Source organism: Dehalogenimonas alkenigignens, from assembly GCF_001466665.1.
Taxonomy (GTDB): Bacteria; Chloroflexota; Dehalococcoidia; order Dehalococcoidales; family Dehalococcoidaceae; genus Dehalogenimonas; species Dehalogenimonas alkenigignens.
The window spans coordinates 1708548-1726430 of the sequence record NZ_KQ758903.1 but is presented as its reverse complement, the minus strand read 5'-3'; the positions used below and the strand labels follow the sequence as shown (position 1 = coordinate 1726430).

At 55.7% G+C, this 17883-nt stretch carries 16 protein-coding genes, 1 tRNA gene and 1 riboswitch; of the genes, 5 read left to right on the top strand and 12 right to left on the bottom strand.

Annotation, left to right across the window (positions count from 1 at the left end; genetic code table 11):
- Positions 1-30: 30 nt before the first annotated feature.
- Entirely contained in the window at positions 31-861 is an 831-nt protein-coding gene (gene tcmP, locus DEALK_RS08945) for a three-Cys-motif partner protein TcmP (protein WP_186007597.1), read from the top strand.
- Positions 862-1231: 370 nt separating this feature from the next.
- A riboswitch (cyclic di-GMP riboswitch) is annotated at positions 1232-1317 on the top strand.
- 357 nt (positions 1318-1674) lie between these two features.
- Complete coding sequence (locus DEALK_RS08940) at positions 1675-5196, top strand: hypothetical protein (protein ID WP_058439877.1); 3522 nt, start codon at positions 1675-1677, stop codon at positions 5194-5196.
- Between the two features lie 331 nt (positions 5197-5527).
- On the opposite strand, the gene DEALK_RS08935 is transcribed toward DEALK_RS08940, so the two are convergent.
- The 11 genes from DEALK_RS08935 to DEALK_RS08885 form a co-directional block, all read right to left on the bottom strand.
- On the bottom strand, positions 5528-5998 hold the full coding sequence (locus DEALK_RS08935; protein ID WP_058439876.1) for a hydrogenase maturation protease: 471 nt from the start codon (positions 5996-5998) through the stop codon (positions 5528-5530).
- A gap of 1 nt (position 5999) precedes the next feature.
- Positions 6000-7610 carry a nickel-dependent hydrogenase large subunit gene (locus tag DEALK_RS08930; protein ID WP_058439875.1) on the bottom strand — a complete coding sequence of 537 codons (1611 nt, stop codon included), beginning with the start codon at positions 7608-7610 and terminating at the stop codon, positions 6000-6002.
- A 49-nt stretch (positions 7611-7659) separates the two neighbouring features.
- Entirely contained in the window at positions 7660-8625 is a 966-nt protein-coding gene (locus tag DEALK_RS08925) for a hydrogenase small subunit (RefSeq protein WP_058439874.1), read from the bottom strand.
- 46 nt (positions 8626-8671) lie between these two features.
- Complete coding sequence (locus tag DEALK_RS08920; RefSeq protein ID WP_058439873.1) at positions 8672-9292, bottom strand: c-type cytochrome; 621 nt, start codon at positions 9290-9292, stop codon at positions 8672-8674.
- Between the two features lie 194 nt (positions 9293-9486).
- On the bottom strand, positions 9487-9843 hold the full coding sequence (locus DEALK_RS08915) for a P-II family nitrogen regulator (RefSeq protein WP_058439872.1): 357 nt from the start codon (positions 9841-9843) through the stop codon (positions 9487-9489).
- A 1-nt stretch (position 9844) separates the two neighbouring features.
- On the bottom strand, positions 9845-10579 hold the full coding sequence (locus tag DEALK_RS08910) for a DUF1538 domain-containing protein (RefSeq protein WP_244881600.1): 735 nt from the start codon (positions 10577-10579) through the stop codon (positions 9845-9847).
- Positions 10576-11271, bottom strand: a complete 696-nt coding sequence (locus DEALK_RS08905) for a DUF1538 domain-containing protein (RefSeq protein WP_058439871.1) — start codon at positions 11269-11271, stop codon at positions 10576-10578. The genes DEALK_RS08910 and DEALK_RS08905 overlap by 4 nt, the downstream gene beginning before the upstream one ends.
- 34 nt (positions 11272-11305) lie before the next feature.
- A complete protein-coding gene (locus DEALK_RS08900) occupies positions 11306-12670 on the bottom strand; it encodes a hypothetical protein (RefSeq protein WP_058439870.1) in 1365 nt (454 codons plus the stop codon).
- Between the two features lie 102 nt (positions 12671-12772).
- A complete protein-coding gene (locus tag DEALK_RS08895) occupies positions 12773-14038 on the bottom strand; it encodes a serpin family protein (RefSeq protein WP_058439869.1) in 1266 nt (421 codons plus the stop codon).
- Positions 14039-14195: 157 nt separating this feature from the next.
- Positions 14196-14681: a hypothetical protein gene (locus tag DEALK_RS08890; RefSeq protein ID WP_058439868.1), complete on the bottom strand. Its 486-nt coding sequence runs from the start codon at positions 14679-14681 to the stop codon at positions 14196-14198.
- Between the two features lie 8 nt (positions 14682-14689).
- A tRNA-Arg gene (locus tag DEALK_RS08885) sits at positions 14690-14766 on the bottom strand.
- A 112-nt stretch (positions 14767-14878) separates the two neighbouring features.
- On the opposite strand from DEALK_RS08885, the gene DEALK_RS08880 reads away from it, so the two are divergent.
- Genes DEALK_RS08880 through DEALK_RS08870 form a run of 3 tightly spaced genes read left to right on the top strand, consistent with a single transcriptional unit; the run spans position 14879 to position 17368 of the window.
- A complete protein-coding gene (locus DEALK_RS08880) occupies positions 14879-15550 on the top strand; it encodes a response regulator transcription factor (RefSeq protein ID WP_058439867.1) in 672 nt (223 codons plus the stop codon).
- Positions 15547-16962, top strand: a complete 1416-nt coding sequence (locus tag DEALK_RS08875; protein WP_058439866.1) for a sensor histidine kinase — start codon at positions 15547-15549, stop codon at positions 16960-16962. Before DEALK_RS08880 ends, DEALK_RS08875 begins: the two co-directional genes overlap by 4 nt.
- Before the next feature lie 34 nt (positions 16963-16996).
- On the top strand, positions 16997-17368 hold the full coding sequence (locus tag DEALK_RS08870; RefSeq protein ID WP_058439865.1) for a YbaN family protein: 372 nt from the start codon (positions 16997-16999) through the stop codon (positions 17366-17368).
- Between the two features lie 54 nt (positions 17369-17422).
- Here the strand turns inward: DEALK_RS08870 and DEALK_RS08865 are convergent, their stop codons facing one another.
- Positions 17423-17815 (bottom strand): hypothetical protein, encoded by a 393-nt coding sequence (locus DEALK_RS08865; protein ID WP_058439864.1) that lies wholly within the window; start codon positions 17813-17815, stop codon positions 17423-17425.
- Positions 17816-17883 lie beyond the last annotated feature (68 nt).

The window sequence follows — 17883 nt, the reverse complement described above, 5'->3', positions numbered from 1 at the left end:
CCAATAAAAAGAACGACGTCTGGAGGAATCGTGTGCGATCGCTGTAAGTCAAAACCAAATTCAGACGGCTACCCCCTCTTAGAATTGGGCCCATGGGCAAAAAATAAACTCCACTACTTAAGGTACTATTCTTCATTGTTTACGAACGGCATGAAAAGCCGGTGGCCTGAGACGGTCTATTTAGACCTATTTGCCGGACCCGGATTGTGTACTGTTCGCGGTACCGGGGAAACAATTCAAGGATCGCCAATGATTGCTCTGAGCCAAATGCCTCCTTTTACACATTATGTTTTTGTCGATTCAGATGAGAGTCATATCAATTCGTTGAACGCCCGATCCCAGTCCATTAACGCAGCCAGTGAAAAACTAATCCTTCCAGGGAATTGTAATAATAGTGAAATCATAAACAAGATCGTCAATTTCATCCCACCGAATGCTTTATGTCTGGCCTTCATCGACCCATTCACGTGGGATATAGATTTTAAGACACTTCGGGCTCTAACAGGATCCCGCCGTGTGGACATCATCCTCGTATTCCAAATCGGAGGGATTAAACGGGCGATCGAGTCGAACACGACCTCATTGGATCAATTTTTTGGGGACGATGGGAAATGGCGAAAACTAGTAGCTAACGCTTTGCCTAATCAACGCACAAGGTCACTTTTAGATCATTATCGGCATCAACTCTCGTCTTTAGGTTATCTTGGTCAGCAGTATCCGACTGAAGTTTCCGTGGTCAACACCAAAAATGTGCCCCTATATTACATGGTTTTTGCGACAAAACACCCTAGGGGGCAAGATTTTTGGCAAAAGGCAATTCACCACTCTGCAACCGGCACAAGGACATTGCCCGGATTTTGAAAACAATCTCGACCATGTCATGAAATCCAAAATCGTCAGGTAGAAATTGTGTTCAAATACTCTTTTCAGGACTACCTATTGTTCCTCGGGCTCCGCATAAGCATGACTCGAACCGGCTTGCTATAGGGCATCGAACACTATCTCAAACACCGGAGTTCTGTCTGTCGTACACCGTAGCCCACCACCCATCCCCTCCCCCCTTCCTCAAATGCTTGTTTCATACCCCCGCAACCCGATAAACAATAACGTATTGTAATAACTACCAGGTATAAACCATCAGATTATCAGCCCCTTTCTGAAAATACCCTCAAAAAGTAAGGATTGGTGAGGTTTAGTCATCTTGACTTCACCTATACGCAGCCTTAGTATGGAATATCCAGGAGGCTGTGACCCGGCGCCCCCCAATTTGGTCACTTGGGGCCCGGCGAGCCAACAGTGAAACCGGCTTGGGAGAGGCCGGTTTTTCTTTTGGAGGAGGACAAACCGCCGCCCGCGGCATCTATGGAAATTACGTAACCGCATATGCGAAATTACGTAAACATACGGATACCGCAAAGCCTTTACCGCCCGTTACAATCCTGAAGTATAAGGGGGAGAACCGGCACAAAGGGATTTGACTGCATATATCCGCCTGACAGGAAGCGATAATCCGCCCCTCCGTAACTGGTCACTTGGAGGACGGGGAGCCAGTAGTGAAACCGGCCTGGGATTAAAGGTCGGTTTTTCTATTTTCTTAGAGGAAGCAGGTGAGGTACACGGCACAAAACGGCAGCCCCTGACCCGAGACACGAGCAAACGGAGGAGGTTTGAAACATGAAAAGGGTCTTTAAGAAATTCCTTGTATTTGCGGGGGTACTGGCCGCCGTGGCGGCGGTACTCGTTCCCGCGCTGGCAGTGCCGGTAAGCGCACAGGCCACCAACTTCAGTCTTAATGGTTACCGCGTGACTGTAGGTGGCGGTGGCGCTTATAGTGCCGGCTGGACCGGCGGCAACCTTGGTAACCAATGGGCGGAGGGCGAGTGGGTACCTTACAAACTCGTCATTACTAACGTCCAGACAAATTACCCTGGTTTGGCCAATTTCCCCGACATCGTGCTTTCCTTTGACTTCCACGATGCCAACGGTATGTTCGTTGATCTCATCAGGGGCATCCAGGTTGGCACCACCGACCTGACTGACCTTCAGGGGTTCCCAACTTCTGGAGGCGGCCCCCAGGCGAATAATATCGCTGGCGCCCAGCTGGGTCAGAATGATCCAGATGAGTGGGCGTGGACCAACTTCGCGTTGCTTAACCTGCCAAATGAACAGGTTAACCGCAGCCTGGTCCCCCTCGGCGATCTTGATGTCGCACCGGGGACCGACAAGCACGTTTTCATTATTCACCCCAGTGACATCCTCGGTAAGGGCGGTGTCACCGTAGATTCCAACACTATCGTTATCTACTACCAGGCGCACCTGTCTCGCACCTTCGTCTGGTCTAACGCTCTGCAAGATTTCTATGCCACCGATGCTGACCTGGCAAAGTGGGGCGGTTACCTCTATGCCACCGACGCCTGGCCCACTTCCGTGCAGAACGGCTCAGGTTATCAACCGGGCTCGTCCGGGCATATGCACCTGGAAGTTGAGGGCACCGGCCAGCAGGACGTTCCCATCCCCATCCCGCCCAAGCCGGTGGGGTTGATTGACGGTTACAAATTCGAGGACCGGGATGCTGATCATATTTGGGATCCTGGTGAACCCGCTATTCCGGGTTGGGACATTCATATGTATTCGGTCCTTGAAGGTGGAATCGTTATTGATGTCCACGAAACCACAGACGCCAATGGTTTTTACTCATTCCCTAACCTGACCGAAGGGATATGGTACATTGGCGAGCATGTGGGTCCTGGTGATCCACCCCTTGCGGGTTGGACACAGACGTTTCCTTATAACGTTGGAAACGTCCCACCGGGCGCTAACTCTTCCCTCATCGACAATTTCCCGAATAATATTAAGGCCGCTATCGGCCCTGCTCATTTGGCCGAATGGGGCTGGATTGTTTCCCTAACCGACGCTGCGCCTATGCAGCACAACGTCAACTTCGGCAATGTGTCCTTCGCCACTAAGACTGGTACCAAGTTCCATGACCTGAACGCCAACGGGGTCTGGGACAACGGCGAACCCGGCCTCGGCGGTTGGACCATCTATGTTGACTACAACAACAACGGCGTGTTCGACGCCGCCACGGAACCCTCCGCTGTAACCGCGGGTGACGGCACCTATTCCATCAACAACGTCGCTCCGGGAACCTGGAGAGTTAGAGAGGTACTCCAGGCTGGCTGGTTTGCCTCATATCCGGCTACATCAGATGCGTTTGGCCGTTACCACGAGGAGACTTTCGTTGGCGGTCAAACTTATTCCGGCAACGACTTTGGCAACTGGACCACGGCTTCGAAGAGCGGCATGAAGTTTGAAGACATGAATGCCGACGGTGACAAGGACGCCGAAGATACCGGTCTGGCTGGCTGGGTGATCTACGTCGACTACAACGACAACGGCGTCAAGGACGCTAATGAGCCCTTTGCCACCACCGCCGCTGATGGCACCTACACCATCACCGGCATCAATCCTGGCACCTGGAAGGTCAAGGAAGTAGCCCAGGCTGGCTGGACGCAGTCCTACCCGGTCTCCGGCTATCACGAAGAGACCTTCACCTCCGGCGCTGCCCTGACGGGCAACGACTTTGGCAACTGGACCACGGCTGAAAAGTCCGGCTACAAGTTCAACGATAAGTACGACGCTGATGGTGTACGTGATGCTGACGGCGTGGATAACATCCTCGGCAACGCCGATGATGAAGTCCTGCTTTCAGGCTGGACCATCCGCATCTACGAAGACACCAACGGTAACGGCTTGCTTGACCAGGCTGAGTATGACGCTGGCCCGTTGTTCACTGATGTGACCGACGTCAACGGCGCCTACTCCTTCACCGTCAATCCCGGCAAGTACATCGTCGTTGAAGTCATGCAGGACAAACTGGGTACGCCGTACTACCAGTCCTACCCCGCTACCCCGGTTCTGGCCGGCGGCTTGAATACCGGCACTGAACTGCTGGGCGCGAACGGTCATGCGGTCACCCTGGTTTCCAGCCAGATTGACAACAACAACCACTTCGGCAACTACTGGCCGCACACCACTATGACCCTGTTCGACTTTGTCTGGGAGACCACTGCTGACGGCAACGTCACCCTGACTATCTCGGACACCAACGACGGCGATGTCAACCTGACCGATGCCCATGTTCATCTGCTGGCTAATGATGTCGAATACCCGTTCTCGCCGATCTCTACCCCGACTTCCGGTGATGACGGCGACGGCATCTTTGAGCCAGGTGAAACCTGGACCTGGATCGTCTACGTGACCATCACCCAGGACACCACCTTCTCCACCTGGGGCCACGGCGAGGATCCGTTCGGCAACACCGTTGACTACCCGCAGTACCAGTCTGAGTACGCCGAGGTCTTCGTTGAGGTCAATGAGGCCACTCGTACTCAGGGCTTCTGGTCAACCCACCTTGACTTCACCGAGATGATCTTCGACAACTACACCGGTGATGAGGTTGATAACGATAATGTTGGTTTCATTGATCTCGGTTGGCGCCAGATCACCAACATTAACGACCTGATGGGTGTATTCTGGGCTAACAACGCCAAGAACTCCGACGGTTCCAACCGCAGCGCTCTGTGTCAGGCCAGGATCATCGCTTCTAACCAGGCTCTCGCTGCCCTGCTGAACGCTGCCATGCCCGGCGGAGCTCCGTTGCCCGCTGGCTACAGCCCGGCTGAGATCGCTGCTATCCTCGGTGGTACCGATATTCCGGCCATCAAGATGCTCGGCTCGGTGCTCGGCGCCTACAACGAGGACGGTGACGATGTCGCCCTGGATCCCATCCTGGGTTCGACCGGCAAGGCCAACCCGCAGCAGGCTAAAGCCCTCGCCAACATCGGCTTCGCCGACTGCAATATCCAGACCAGCCTTGTCGTCGCAGCCCTGCCTGCGTCCGTAGTGAAGAATACTCCGGTTAACATCACCTTCACTCTGAACACCGTTAACGATGTCGGCGCGGCTGGCGGCACCTTCACGGTCATCGCCTCCAAGGACTCCAAGTTCCCCAACGGCGCTAACAAGACCATCACCGTCGGCTCCGGGGCAGTCAACGACATGCCGTTCAATGGCGGCGTGTCATTCACCCCGACGTCCGCCGGGACGTGGTACATCAAGATCACCTACAGTGGTGACGGTGAGAACTATGGAGGCTGCTCGGTAATCGTAACGTTGGTTGTCACCAACAGCTAACTACGGCCGTTCAACAATGGAAAAGGGGAGGGGCTTCGGCCCCTCCCCTTTCTTTACGCTTCCTCCGGTGGGACAGTGGGCTCATCCCACTTTGGTATCCGTCCCACCTCCTCCGCGGCAGGGCTGCCCTTCGCCCGGCGCCGGGGGTCCCAAAATATATTTTCCCCGGACCGCCAAAAACGACAAAACTCGCTTGACGGCCATAGGGAACACCTGTGCTATAATACCCGCCTATGAACTTCACCCGTGTATTTGCTGGACAGGTGCCGCCCCGGCGTTATGCGGCAGAGAATCGTTCCTTTCGTTTTTGCGATGAGGCTGTGAGGAAAAATCAGGCGGCGCGCCGGGGAAAGAGCCGCTGGAGGTGCTGCACCGCCTTGTCAGCCGCCTGCTGGACGTCGGCGGACAGCTCAAAGCTCCACTCGATGCGCGTCGGGCGGGTCACCAGGAACTCCACCTTCGGCTTTAACCCGATCACCCCCGCGATCTGCAGCAGCTCGACGACCCCGACCTGGTGGAACGACAGTTTCGACGCCTCCGACGACTTGAAGTCTTTATCGAGCTCGAACCAGCCGATCTCGCCCGGCGGCATGTCGGCGTCCATCACATCGACGATCACCAGCCGCTCGACGCCCGGCAGTAAACCAAGAAGGTCGAACCCGGCGACTCCGCCGGCCTCGACCTTCACATTATCCGAAACCCCGATTTCCTTGATCCGCCTGGCGACGTGTATGCCGAAGCCTTCGTCGCCCAGCGCCACGTTCCCCACGCCGAGGATCAGCGTCGCGGCGGTTTCCTCCATACTACTGGAGGTTGATGACCTTGACCTTGCCGGTCCGCCCGTCGATGACGTGGACGCCGCAGGCGATGCACGGGTCGAACGACCGGATGATGCGCACCACGTTGATCGGGTTCTCGGTGTCCGGCACCGGCGCCCCGATGAGAGACTGCTCGTACGGGCCTTTGACGCCGTTCTCGTCCCGGGGGCCGGCGTTCCAGGTGGAAGGCACCACCATCTGGTAGTTCTTGATGCGGTGATTCTCGATCTCCACCCAGTGGCCCAGAGCGCCGCGGGGAGCGTCCCACACGCCGAAGCCCTTGGCGTTGCGGGGCACCGCCTTCTCGTTCATGCCCACCAGCGGGCCGGCCGTCCTGAGCTCGATCAGCCGGTCGATCCAGGCAATCCCCTGGTCAACGATGGACTTGGTGATCAGGGCGCGGCACAGGTGCCTGGCCACGACGCCCTCTCGGCCGCCGGCTTTGAAAAAGTCCACCAGCGCCGGGAATTTGTTGACCAGGCCGCGGGCCAGCGGGCCGACTTCCATCGGTTTGCTGCTGTACCTCGGGGATTTGAAGTAGGAGTAAGCGCCGGTTTTATTGAGGTTGAACTCGGTCACGCCCACCGAAGGATGCAGCGCGGTGCTCCCCTGAGGGTAGTTATACCAGGAACTGGTAACGGACTCGGTGATCTTGGAGTAATCCACCGGCGCTACATTTATCCCGGCGATGTCGGAAAGCGTGCCGCGGGCGCCGGAAGCGTTGACCACGCCGCCTTTGAACAGGTGGTTTGATCCGCCGAAGGAAATGTCTTCCGTCTTGGCGGCTCCGTCCTGCGGCAGCATGGGGTAAGCTAAATAGTTGCCGTCGGTGGCGCCGATAGCCAGCTTGGCTAACGGGAAAAGCGGGCCGGTGCCGACAGCCAGCACGTCCGGCAGGTAAACGTTATCGACGAACTCCTTCTGTTCCAGCCACAGGTCGCGCAAGGCCAGGAGTTGTTCCCGGGACGGGGTAGCGACGCAGCCGCCGACCATTACGGTGTTGGGATGAGGCTGGATGCCGGTGATGAAGTTCAACATCTTCTGGGACTTAGCCTTCATCTCGATGGCTTTGATGTAATGAGAGACCAGGGTGGTTACCGTTTCCGGATCGTTGACGGTGAAGGCGTCCGGTTCATAGCGGGGGGTGAACGGCGATGTATCACCCTTGACCACCAGCCCGACGATTTTGTCCTTGATACCGAGCAACCCGGGATCGCTCCCTTTATAGTTGGCGATAGCCATGATATCCAGGTAGTCTAGGGCGGATAAGACATAGAAATGAACGTAGTGGTCGTGAACGTAGTACCCAGCGCAGAAGACGTTGCGCATCAGCCGGCCGGCTTCGGTCAGTTCGATATCAAAGGCATCTTCCAGCGCCTGCGCCGAGGCGATGGCGTGGACACCTTCGCAAACGCCGCACAACCGGCTGGTGACGTACGGGGCGTCCCAGGGGTCGCGGTTCTTGAGCAGGATTTCGATGCCGCGCGCCATGGTGCCGGCTGACCAGGCATCGGTAATGACGCCGTTGTTGACTTCGACTTCTATCCTGAGGTGACCTTCAATTCTGGTTAACGGGTCAACGACTACTCGGGTCATTCTAGAATTCCCTTTCCAAGCGTATTTTGAATCTTCACTCCCAGGGACACTACTTTACGCCGAAGTCATAGTCATGGGCGTAGAGAGGGCTGGTTTCCTGATAGAACTCAGGCTGGGAACAGGCGACGCAGGGAACCCCCGCCTGGATGCAGTAATTGGACCGCTGATTCCATTGGCGTTCCCAGCAATCCTGGAAGGCGATCGGTCCCTTGCAGCCCTTCAGAATTAGGCACCGTCCCTGCTGGGCCGGGTCTTTGAAATCGGTAACGAAGCGGCGGGCTTCGAACTGGCCGCGGCGGGCGCAGTTGTCGTGCTGCAGCTTTCCATAGAAAGCCAAAGGCCGATGGTAATTATCCATTTCCGGCGCTTTGCCGAAGGTCAGATAGTAGACGATGGTGGCTACCAAACGCTCATTATGCACCGGGCAGGTCGGCAGGTTGATGACCGGCTTGTTGCCGACATCGTCAAAGACATGATGAAGTTCCTTACCGCGGAAGAGGTAACCCACAGCGTCGGTCGGGCCGGAGCGCGGAATGCCGCCAAAAGATGAACAGGCGCCGACATTGATGATCACCGCCGCGTTTTTAGCCGATTCACGCACAATATCGACGAACGTTTTCCCGGCGATGGTGCAGAATTTGCCGTTCTGGGCAAGGGGAATAGCACCCTCGATCACCAGAACGTAACCCCCGGCTTTTATAGTGTCGGTAAGGGCTTTGTCTGCCTGGTGACCCGAGGCGGCCATTGCCGTCTCATGGTATCTCAATGAAATGGTGTCGAGGAGAATCGAGACCGCGGAAGGCTCAAGATTATTGAGGAAAGACTCGGTGCAGCCGGTGCAGCCCTGGCCTTCGAGCCAGATGACCGGAGGTTTAGCCGGGGCGACCTGCTCCAATGCCTCGACAATCCGGGGATTCAGCGCCTGGCTCAGTCCCATCGCGGCTACAGTCAAGCTGGCGATCTTAACAAAATCCCGGCGGTTCAATTGAGGCCTGGCTAAAGTTGCGAGATCCATTCTATCTCCTGTAGCGGGAGGCATCCCGCGGTTATTTTCTGGGATCTTACGGGGTTTCCTTTAACCATTTTGCAACCAGGTCACGCCGTTCCTTGTCCAGGTTCTGCCCGGACTGATGAGCGGAGATGAAAGTGCTGAGCCTGGCTTCAGTGGTAAAGTTGGTGATTTGGTTAGGAGTGATATTGGGTCCGGCCAACCCGCCCTGGCGGAAAGCGCCGTGGCACAGCGAGCAATTGGCGGCGTAGACCGCCGCCGGGTCGATCGGACCTGTTTGCGGCGGAGCGGCGACAGAGTTTGTTTTAAGGTAGTTAGCGAGCGAGTTGCGAAGCGGTTCGGCCATACCCACACCGGTGAAATGGACGCTGAAAAAGGAACTTAAGAATGAGGTGCTGAAGTTACTCACGTCGGTAAGCGCCGGCGCCACACCTCCCTGACGATTGGTACCGTGGCAGGATGCGCATTTACTGGAATACAAGAGGGTTGCGTCAACTCCGGCCACTGTCGGCAACAGCGTTCCGTCTGCCGTCGTTGGCGGGGGAGTTGTGGTTGCGGTCGGCTCAGTTGTCGACCCGGTGCAGCCGCCGATTCCAAGTACCGGCAATACAAGCACCAGCAGAGCCAGAATAGTTCCGGGAATGATACTGACCTTCGAGTCGTGTTTCCGCAAAGCCAGCCTCCTTGAAGAGATAAATGAATGATAGAGCGTGGGCTTGAACTAGTCAAGATAAAAATAATAACGTATTAGTACCACATAAACGTAGATAACCCAGTTTGGACATTACTGTTTAATAACTGATAACCTTCCCGGAAAATCGGCTCAACAAAGCGGTCGCTGGCAATCGCCAGCGACCGAAAACAAGATTACTCCTGACCAGCCGCCTCGTTTCCCGTGGGCTTTGGCGAGTTCAGGTGACAGACGCCGACTACTTTTTCAACTGGTACGACGAAAGCGATGCCTGATCCTGGTTCATCCAACTCGCAAGTATTAATAACGCTGTCCAGAATCGCTTGGGTCTTGTCTGGATAGGTAACAGACAAGACTATTTCCTTTTCGGGCTCGATCGGGATACCCAGGATATTTTGCTTTTCTTCGTGAATGCCTACCCCGCGCCCCATGATTATGGTTCCGCCTTCCGCTCCTGCTTTCATCGCGGAACGCATCGCCTGTTCCCCCCATCCTTTGTTGACAATGGTGATGATCAACGATCCGTCGCTCATGCTAGTTGCCTCCTGTGGCGCTTTTATTCCTGATGATAATACCGAGTACCATTACTGAAATGATTGGAGCCAGGGCTATCAGAGCTACCAGTCCCAGGCCGTAAACGGCGGCTTCTCCGGAACCGGCGGCTGATGCCAGACCGAGCCCGAGTCCCAGCAGAAAGGTGTTGGCAACGGGACCGGTGGCAACACCGCCGGCGTCAAAAGCAATCGAAATAAAGGCAGGCTGAGTAAATCTGAGAAGCAGGAGAACTATGAGGTACCCCGGGATCAATATGTATAAAATGGGAATGCTGTAGATTATCCTTGCCATTCCCAGAGCGACAAACACACCGACGCCGAAACAGGCGGAAAATAGAATCAGTGATGCCCGGATCGAACCGGCTGATGTTTTTTCTACCTGATTGCACAGGATGCGGACAGCCGGTTCACTTCTGGTTGTCACAAAGCCGAGGATAAAACCCAGGGGAATAACCAGCCATCGGTGATCCATGGTATCAAATGCCTCGCCAATGGCATATCCAAAAGGCAGGAATCCTTCCTGGACCCCAAGCAGGAACAGCAGCAGTCCCGTCGCGGAAAGCAAAGCGCCTTTTAGCAGGTTCAATAAATACCTCGGCGGCAACCGGAGGAAAAAGGTTTGAAAAACCAACAAAATAAAAAGCAGAGGCAAGATCGCCTCAGCCACACCCCTTGCGGTGATGATGAAAGTCTGCCACAGATCCAGCAGATTCAACCGGCAATTATCCCCATGATCATTACCGCGATGATAGGGCCGATAGAAGCAAAGCCGATCAAGCCAAAGCCGTCTGAGACCGGTGAACGGCCGGCCAAGACTGAACTGAAGCCGATCCCCAGCGATATGACGATCGGGGCGGTCAGCGCTCCGGTGGTCACACTGCCTGAATCGAAGGCCAGCGGAACGAAGTCAGCAGGCGTCAGGACGGCCAGTAAGATAACCACCAGATAGCTGGCGGCTAGCAAATAAGCCATTTTGATCCCAGCCAGGATGCGCAACATGGCCAATACGGTAAACACCGCCAGCCCGATTCCAATAATATAAACCAGAGAATTGCCGTTTATCTCCCCGCCGGAAATCCCTTCAGCTTGCATCGAAAGCACCAGCACATCAGGTTCGGCAATGGTTGTACTGAAGCCGATTAAAAAAGCCACCGCGGCGATCAGCCAGATAGACCGGCTTTGGATCAAGCCGGAACCGACCAAACGGCCGGCTGGCAGGATGCCTATTTCGATGCCGAGGAGGAACAATACCATCCCGGCGATAACCAGTAACGTGCCGATAACGAATTTGAGGAATAGGACGCCCGAAGCCTGGACAAACACCACCTGCAAGAGAATGATGATGCCGATCAGCGGCGCGGTCGCCTTAACAACCCCGATCAGCGTTTCGCGAAAAAGGCTGCCCAAGTCTTCGTGTCCTTCCGTGAACCGTCAACTGGTCTCACGCAACGCTCTTTAGGGGTGCTCGCCACCGGGTCAATGCCAGGAGGCAGTAGCCAAAAGCGAGGAAGGTGATCACCAAAGCTATTCTAACATATACAATATCGCCGGATGTTTCCTGGGTCCAACCGAAATGGGAAAGCACTGTCGAAGCGGCGGGATAGACCGGCGAAACGTAGTTGAACCAGAAGGCAACGTTGAAGAACCAGAGCCACAGGCTTGGAAAAAGCGCTAAAGCAACGCTCCATAAACGCTCGGTTAGATATGAAGACCTCGCGGCGATATAGATCGCTAGCGGAATGAAAATCACCAGGTACTGGTAGTTGATCCGGTAAAAGGTAGAGATGAATATGAGGATCCCGATCAGCATGGAACGCGCGGGCGACAGTTTCAGCCAGTAAGTCGCCGCTAGTCCCGCGATGATGCCCAAAACCATTACCGGGGTGTTGATATTCAACCACCCCACCGTGTCCCAACCGTAGGCGTTGTGGAGATAAGTGACCAGCGCCCCGCTGCCTGAAAAGGCGTAGACCATCGGCTCCTGATAGGCTGGCGCTTGACCCGGCAGCAGGACAGCTTTCAAGTATTCTCCGCCGCTCCCGGTAACCATGAACGGCAGCGAGACCGCAGCGATAATCCCAGTAAAAACGCCAAAGTTGGCAACAATCTGCCGCCGGGGCATCATTCTGAAGGCGGACGCGATCATGAAAGCCACCGGAATCAAAGTGTGTTGCTTGGTGAGGACAGCCGCGGCAGCGGCGGCGAAAGCCCATCGGTAATGTTGTTTTTCAAAAAGAACCAAAGCGCCCAACAAAAAAGCGGCGGCAATGGCGTCGAACTGGCCGAAAACCGCAGACTGGTACCATACCGCCGGATTCAGCAGCCACAGTGTAGCGAAAAGCAGTTTTTTCCAGGCGGAACCGGGTACGGCAGCAAACAGGATAATCCCGATCGCCAGGTCGGCGGTGATGATCGGTATTTTCATGGCAAAGCGCCACGCGGTGTCCACGAAATCCTGCCCGGCGGCGGCACCGGGGGCGGCTACCGCCGCTAGGCCCAGAATCAGGAGCCAGATAGGAGGATACACGAATCCCCAGCCCTGCCACGGGTTGACAGGGTCGGTGCCGGCATAATGACTGTAGAAATCAAGACCGTGCTGCTTAAACAACTGGGCGAACGACCAGAACTGAGCCGTGTCCTGGGTGGCTGAGAACGGCGCCGCTAAAATCCTGGCCGCCGCAGCCGTAAAAAAAACCAAAATGAAAGCCGCCTTCGCCCACCGGTCTGAAGCAAGCATCATCAGCTTGACACCGGCGGCGTCCAGCAGCCGCCGGACGGGGGGTTCCGTTGATGGTTGTCGGACCATTGGTGAGATTATAACCCAGAAAAGGCTTCAGGTATCAACGGCCTCGGGTTTAAGCCGGGCAAGCGGTGTCGAGACGGGTGTGAGTAGTCTAAAAACTCTTCGCTACGACGGGTCCACGACACGACCGGTGAAGATAATGGCCCCGGAGGCGATATCACGAATGAGGAAAATGAACGGGCGGTCGAGGGTGACGGTTGCCGGGTCCAGCGGCACCGAAGTTGTGCCGACGACGACGCCGGTGGCCGCGGCGGCTTCAGTGCCGGCTTCATCGACAGATATAAAGGCTTTATGCACCACGTCCTGAATCTGCAAATCCCGCCGCCCGGTCATGCCGGAAAAATCGGCGCTGTCGGAAAAGGCGACGGGCATGCCCAAGACTGCCAGAGTTTCCTTGAGGCCGAACTCTGAATCGAACTCGAATTTGGGCATGGTCAGGTTGACGGTATTGTTCTTCAAGGCTGCCAGGATTGATGCCAGTTTAGCGCTGCCGAGGCTGGTTTCGAAGGCGCCGAAGGCGCCTTCCGCTGGCAGGATGATGACCATGGAGAGTTCGCCGCCGTCGTATTTCAACTCCACTGCCTGATATCCATCCCCGACGGCGTAGCCCATACCGGAACTCTGGAACATCATCGGTACGATGACCTTACGACCGTCCAGCAGATTAAAGGCGCCGCTTCGGGTGGCATCTTCGGAAAAGGGGTTTAGCCAGCCTCCGTTAAAGTAGACGGCATTGGTCAGCACCAAACGAGTTAGATCATTGACCGAGCCCTGGGGGAGGAGGTCCTTAATCCGCTGTTCCGTCTCTTTAGCCACCCAGCTGTTGATCGTCTGGCGGGAGTTTTCGGTGTCCTTGATAAAATCGACAAGGCGCAGTCCGGCGCCGTAATTCTCGGCCAGCAGATCGAGGTAACTTGTCTCAAACTTGAAGTCCCGCTGGCCCCAGAGAGCGTTGACCACCTTTAGAACGAAAGGTTCATCGTCCTTGCCTTTAGCCCCCTGACCGCGGGAGTTAAGGGCGGTATCCAGAGCGTTGAAAGCGGCATGGAGGCGGGACTGCCCCAGGGTGAAGCGCAGGGTGTCAGCCATCTGCCGTTCTGTCTCGCCGCGGGCGCCGCCGTAGGTCATGGCTAGCGCCGCCGAGATGCTGTAAGGGGAATAGAAGATGTTGCCATCCTCCGCCTTCAGTAATTGATAGAGAGCCAGGGCGAATTCGTTGTTGCCGGCAACGAGTTCTGAAACGTCGGCGGCCGGAGCGTTGGGGGAAAGCCGCGGCTTGCCCGATTTGAGTTCTTCTCCATAGGTCGGGCGGGCGCAGCCGGAAAACAGCAGCGCGGCGGATAAAACGATGGGTAAGAGCAATTTTTTCATTGTTTTCTCTTCGGGTTCGGATTTCTATATTGTATAACGCCGCGAAAGGCACAAGGTAAGCATCATTTATTCCGCCTGCCATGCAAAGACGCCGCCGGTACCCAATTTTCTGAGCAGATGATTTGCCTGGCTTTGGCTGGGGAAATATCGGAAGGATTTACAACAAGCCCAGGTTGCGGGCGATATGGAACGGCACGGTGAGAGCCAGGGATAGGGCCAGCCCGGGATGGAGATAGTTTAGGATGCCGTTTATTCGGGGTAAATACCAAAATCTCTTAATCATGCCGGTAAGGATGAGACCGGACAGCATCAGGTACATCAGGAAGCCGGTGTCGAAATCAGGGAACCGCAAACGTTGGGCGAAATGGATTGTGATTAAGCCGAAGGCCAGAATATTGCCGAAGATATGGGCCGGCAGCAAGGCTTTTGAACGCAGTTTAACGAAGCGCTTGAGTATCGAGTAAGCCGGCACCGAGACCGCCAAAAAACCGACGCCTATCCAGCCCATCCAGTGGGTGAGAAGATAAGGTCCAACCACCGATTCAAACTGTATCAAATCAAAGTGAATGCCCAGTGCCAGACTGATAATCAGCAGCAATAGAACGAGCGGGATCCAGAATGGGATTCTCAGGAGGGCCTCCATTATTGAACTGGTACCCCTGGCGCGATTCGAACGCGCGACACGCGGTTTAGGAAACCGCTGCTCTATCCTACTGAGCTACAGGGGCACTCCCGGAATTATAGCAATAATGGGCGCAGTTAGTGAATCACGAGATTGACGCTTTTTGCGGGGATTCCTCTTCGGTTCGGGTATAATAAAATAGTGGGTTGGAGGCCGCAGTGAGAATCCTGGTCGTTGAAGATGAAAGGCGCCTGGCCCAGATAATCAAGCGCGGCCTGGAAGAAGCGGGCTATGCCGTCGACAGCGCGTTTGACGGCCTGGAAGGGCAGGCACTGGCTGAAAGCGCGTCCTACGACCTGATAATTCTGGACGTGATGCTGCCTAAACAGGACGGTATTAAGACATGCCTTGAATTGCGGAATCGGAAAATCGGCACCCCCGTTTTGATGCTGACGGCGCGGGATGCCGTCGAAGACCGGGTGGCCGGCCTGGATGCCGGGGCCGACGACTACATGATCAAGCCCTTTGCCTTTTCGGAACTGCTCGCCAGGGTCAGGGCTTTGCTCAGGCGGGGCGCCCCCTTGAACTCATCGCCGTTAGCCGTCGCAGACCTGGAACTGGACACAGCCACCAGGACCGCCGTTCGGGGCGGTCGGAGAATCGAGTTGACCAGCCGGGAGTACGCCATACTGGAATATTTAATGCGCCACCCTGGTATCCTGATCACACGCACCATGCTGGAAGAGCGGGTCTGGGACTACCAGAGCGACCGCTTGTCCAACGTGATCGACGTTTACATCAAGAAGCTGCGGAATAAAATCGACCAGCCGGGTCAACCCAGCCTGATAAAAACGATTCGAGGCGCCGGGTATCGCATGGAGGGGAAATGACTCTCTTCAAGAGCGTCAAATTCCTGCTGACGATATGGTACCTTTTCGTATTAGGCGCCCTGCTGCTATTTTTTATATCAATCTCGTACGTTTATCTATCCAACAGCCTGAATTCCAGTTTTGATGATTCACTGGAAACGACAGCGAATAACATCAGAGTCAATATATCGATCATAAATGGAAGCCCGGTACTGGAGGAGAATCCGACGGTGTTTTTTGAGACACAGTCGCTTGAACTGCTGATGCTCTTCGATGCCTCGGGAACCCAGCTGCAGGTCATGGGCGATGCCTTTACTATCCCCGGTCTCGAGGGGCTGCTGGCCGATGCCACCGCGGAAAATGCAGTCTTTGCGACGATGAACCGGCCCGGGCGGGAGCCGACAAGAATTTTTCTGTCACCCGCCGCTGGCGACTCAAACTCAGGTATCCTCTTGATCGGGCGATCAACCGCCTCAGTGTCCCAGGTGCTGGACCAGCTTGCCGTAGTTCACGTAATCGGTGGACTGATCACACTGCTGTTGGCCGGCGCCGGCGGCCTGTTCATGGCTAACCGGGCGTTGAAACCTGTTGATGAAATGACCAGGACGGCGCGGGAGATCAGCAGCACCGACCTGTCAAGGCGGATCGAGGTCAGCGCAAACGACGAACTTGGGAAACTTGCCGAAACACTGAACCAGATGATCGGCCGACTGGACCAGTCGTTCACGGCGCAGCGCCGCTTCACCGCCGACGCTTCACATGAGCTCCGGACGCCGGCGGCTATAATTCAGGCAGAATCCACCCTGGCTTTAAGCAAGAGCCGTAATCCCGAGGAATACCGGTCCTCTCTGGAGGTAATCAGCCGTGAATCCGAGCATATGGCGGGGCTGATCGACAAGCTGCTTTCGGTGTCCCGCAGCGATTCCGGCCAGCCTCTAAAACTTGAGGAAATTGAGCTTGACAGGCTGCTGAAAGACCTGGCCGAGGAATTCAACCCGCTGTGCCTATCCAGGCAGTTGGCCTGCCGAATCGACAGATTGGAACCGGTCAAGGTCCTTGGCGACAGGCTGGAACTGCGGCGGCTGTTCATCAACCTCTACGATAATGCCATACGCTATACCCCGCCGGGAGGCAGCGTTACGCTGTCGGCTGCGATACGTGACGGCTTTGCCGAGGTATCTGTGACCGATACTGGCATAGGGATTCCCAAAGAAAACCTGGCTCACATCTTCGACCGGTTTTACCGGGTGGATAAGGCGCGTTCGAGGGCTGAAGGGGGTTCGGGATTGGGTCTTGCCATCTGCCGCCAGATTGCAGAAGCCCACGGGGGACGCATCGAGGTGAAGAGCGAACCCGGCCAGGGGAGCAATTTCACTGTGCTCTTTCCGCTATCAGATAAACCTGACCATTCGGGATTACCACTTCGGCCGTGATATACTCAAGCTCTTTTGTTGATCAGTTGATTAGATGAAACACGGCCGTCGAATCATTCTCATTGGCATTGGGACCCTGGCGCTCGCCCTGGGCGTCCTGGGGGTTTTCCTGCCGCTGCTGCCGACGACGCCTTTCCTGCTGCTGGCTGCCGCCTGCTACGCCCGCTCATCACCGCGATTCTACCACTGGCTGATACATCATCACTGGCTGGGGGAATATATCCGCAATTACCGGGAGAACCGGGCTATCAAGTTCAAGGTTAAGGTCTCTGCGATAGTGGTACTCTGGCTCGCCATCGGCTTGAGCATCACGGTGGTAGATGTGGTGTGGATTCGGCTGCTCCTTGGTGTTATCGCCGCCGGGGTAACCATCCACCTGCTCAGCCTGCGTACCATCAAAAACTGAGCGACTTCTCTCAAGCCGGACATACGAGATTGCCGCCACAAGGGCTGTCAAGGACTAGCTTGAGATCAGGCCTTCTTTTTTGAAACGGGCGTAGCCTGATTTCACCAATCTTTTTAGCTCGGATATCAGTTCAGGATCGATCCTGGTGAAATTGAAGCAGCTCTTGCCCTGCATCCTCTGTTTGAGCGCCGGGGAGACGTTCCGCAGCAGATCAGGGAAGGCATAGACCGGCATCAGGTGGAAGCTGACGTATCGTTTGGCCACCACGGCTCCGCCGAACCAGACCTCTTTGCCTCGGCTTGCCGGCGTCGACGGACCGGTCAGGGCGTAATGCCGCGGTTCGTCAGTCACCTTTAGACCGGCGGCGAAAGGCACAAGCAGTTTTTTAAGCTCCTGGAATACCGGGATCAATTTTTCCGGGGCGCCTTCGGCTGGTCTGAGGGGCATGATGGACTCCTTGGGGGTTTCGTTCACCAAAATTATAGCACCGTTTGGCTGAACTTCATCGCCGGAAG

Bases quoted from the DNA above. Each gene is read 5' to 3' on its own strand.
- DEALK_RS08940 (WP_058439877.1), top strand. From the start codon at position 1,675: ATGAAAAGGGTCTTTAAGAAATTCCTTGTATTTGCGGGGGTACTGGCC.
- DEALK_RS08935 (WP_058439876.1), bottom strand. From the start codon at position 5,998: ATGGAGGAAACCGCCGCGACGCTGATCCTCGGCGTGGGGAACGTGGCG.
- DEALK_RS08930 (WP_058439875.1), bottom strand. From the start codon at position 7,610: ATGACCCGAGTAGTCGTTGACCCGTTAACCAGAATTGAAGGTCACCTC.
- DEALK_RS08925 (WP_058439874.1), bottom strand. From the start codon at position 8,625: ATGGATCTCGCAACTTTAGCCAGGCCTCAATTGAACCGCCGGGATTTT.
- DEALK_RS08915 (WP_058439872.1), bottom strand. From the start codon at position 9,843: ATGAGCGACGGATCGTTGATCATCACCATTGTCAACAAAGGATGGGGG.
- DEALK_RS08900 (WP_058439870.1), bottom strand. From the start codon at position 12,670: ATGGTCCGACAACCATCAACGGAACCCCCCGTCCGGCGGCTGCTGGAC.
- DEALK_RS08895 (WP_058439869.1), bottom strand. From the start codon at position 14,038: ATGAAAAAATTGCTCTTACCCATCGTTTTATCCGCCGCGCTGCTGTTT.
- DEALK_RS08890 (WP_058439868.1), bottom strand. From the start codon at position 14,681: ATGGAGGCCCTCCTGAGAATCCCATTCTGGATCCCGCTCGTTCTATTG.
- DEALK_RS08875 (WP_058439866.1), top strand. From the start codon at position 15,547: ATGACTCTCTTCAAGAGCGTCAAATTCCTGCTGACGATATGGTACCTT.
- DEALK_RS08870 (WP_058439865.1), top strand. From the start codon at position 16,997: ATGAAACACGGCCGTCGAATCATTCTCATTGGCATTGGGACCCTGGCG.
- DEALK_RS08865 (WP_058439864.1), bottom strand. From the start codon at position 17,815: ATGCCCCTCAGACCAGCCGAAGGCGCCCCGGAAAAATTGATCCCGGTA.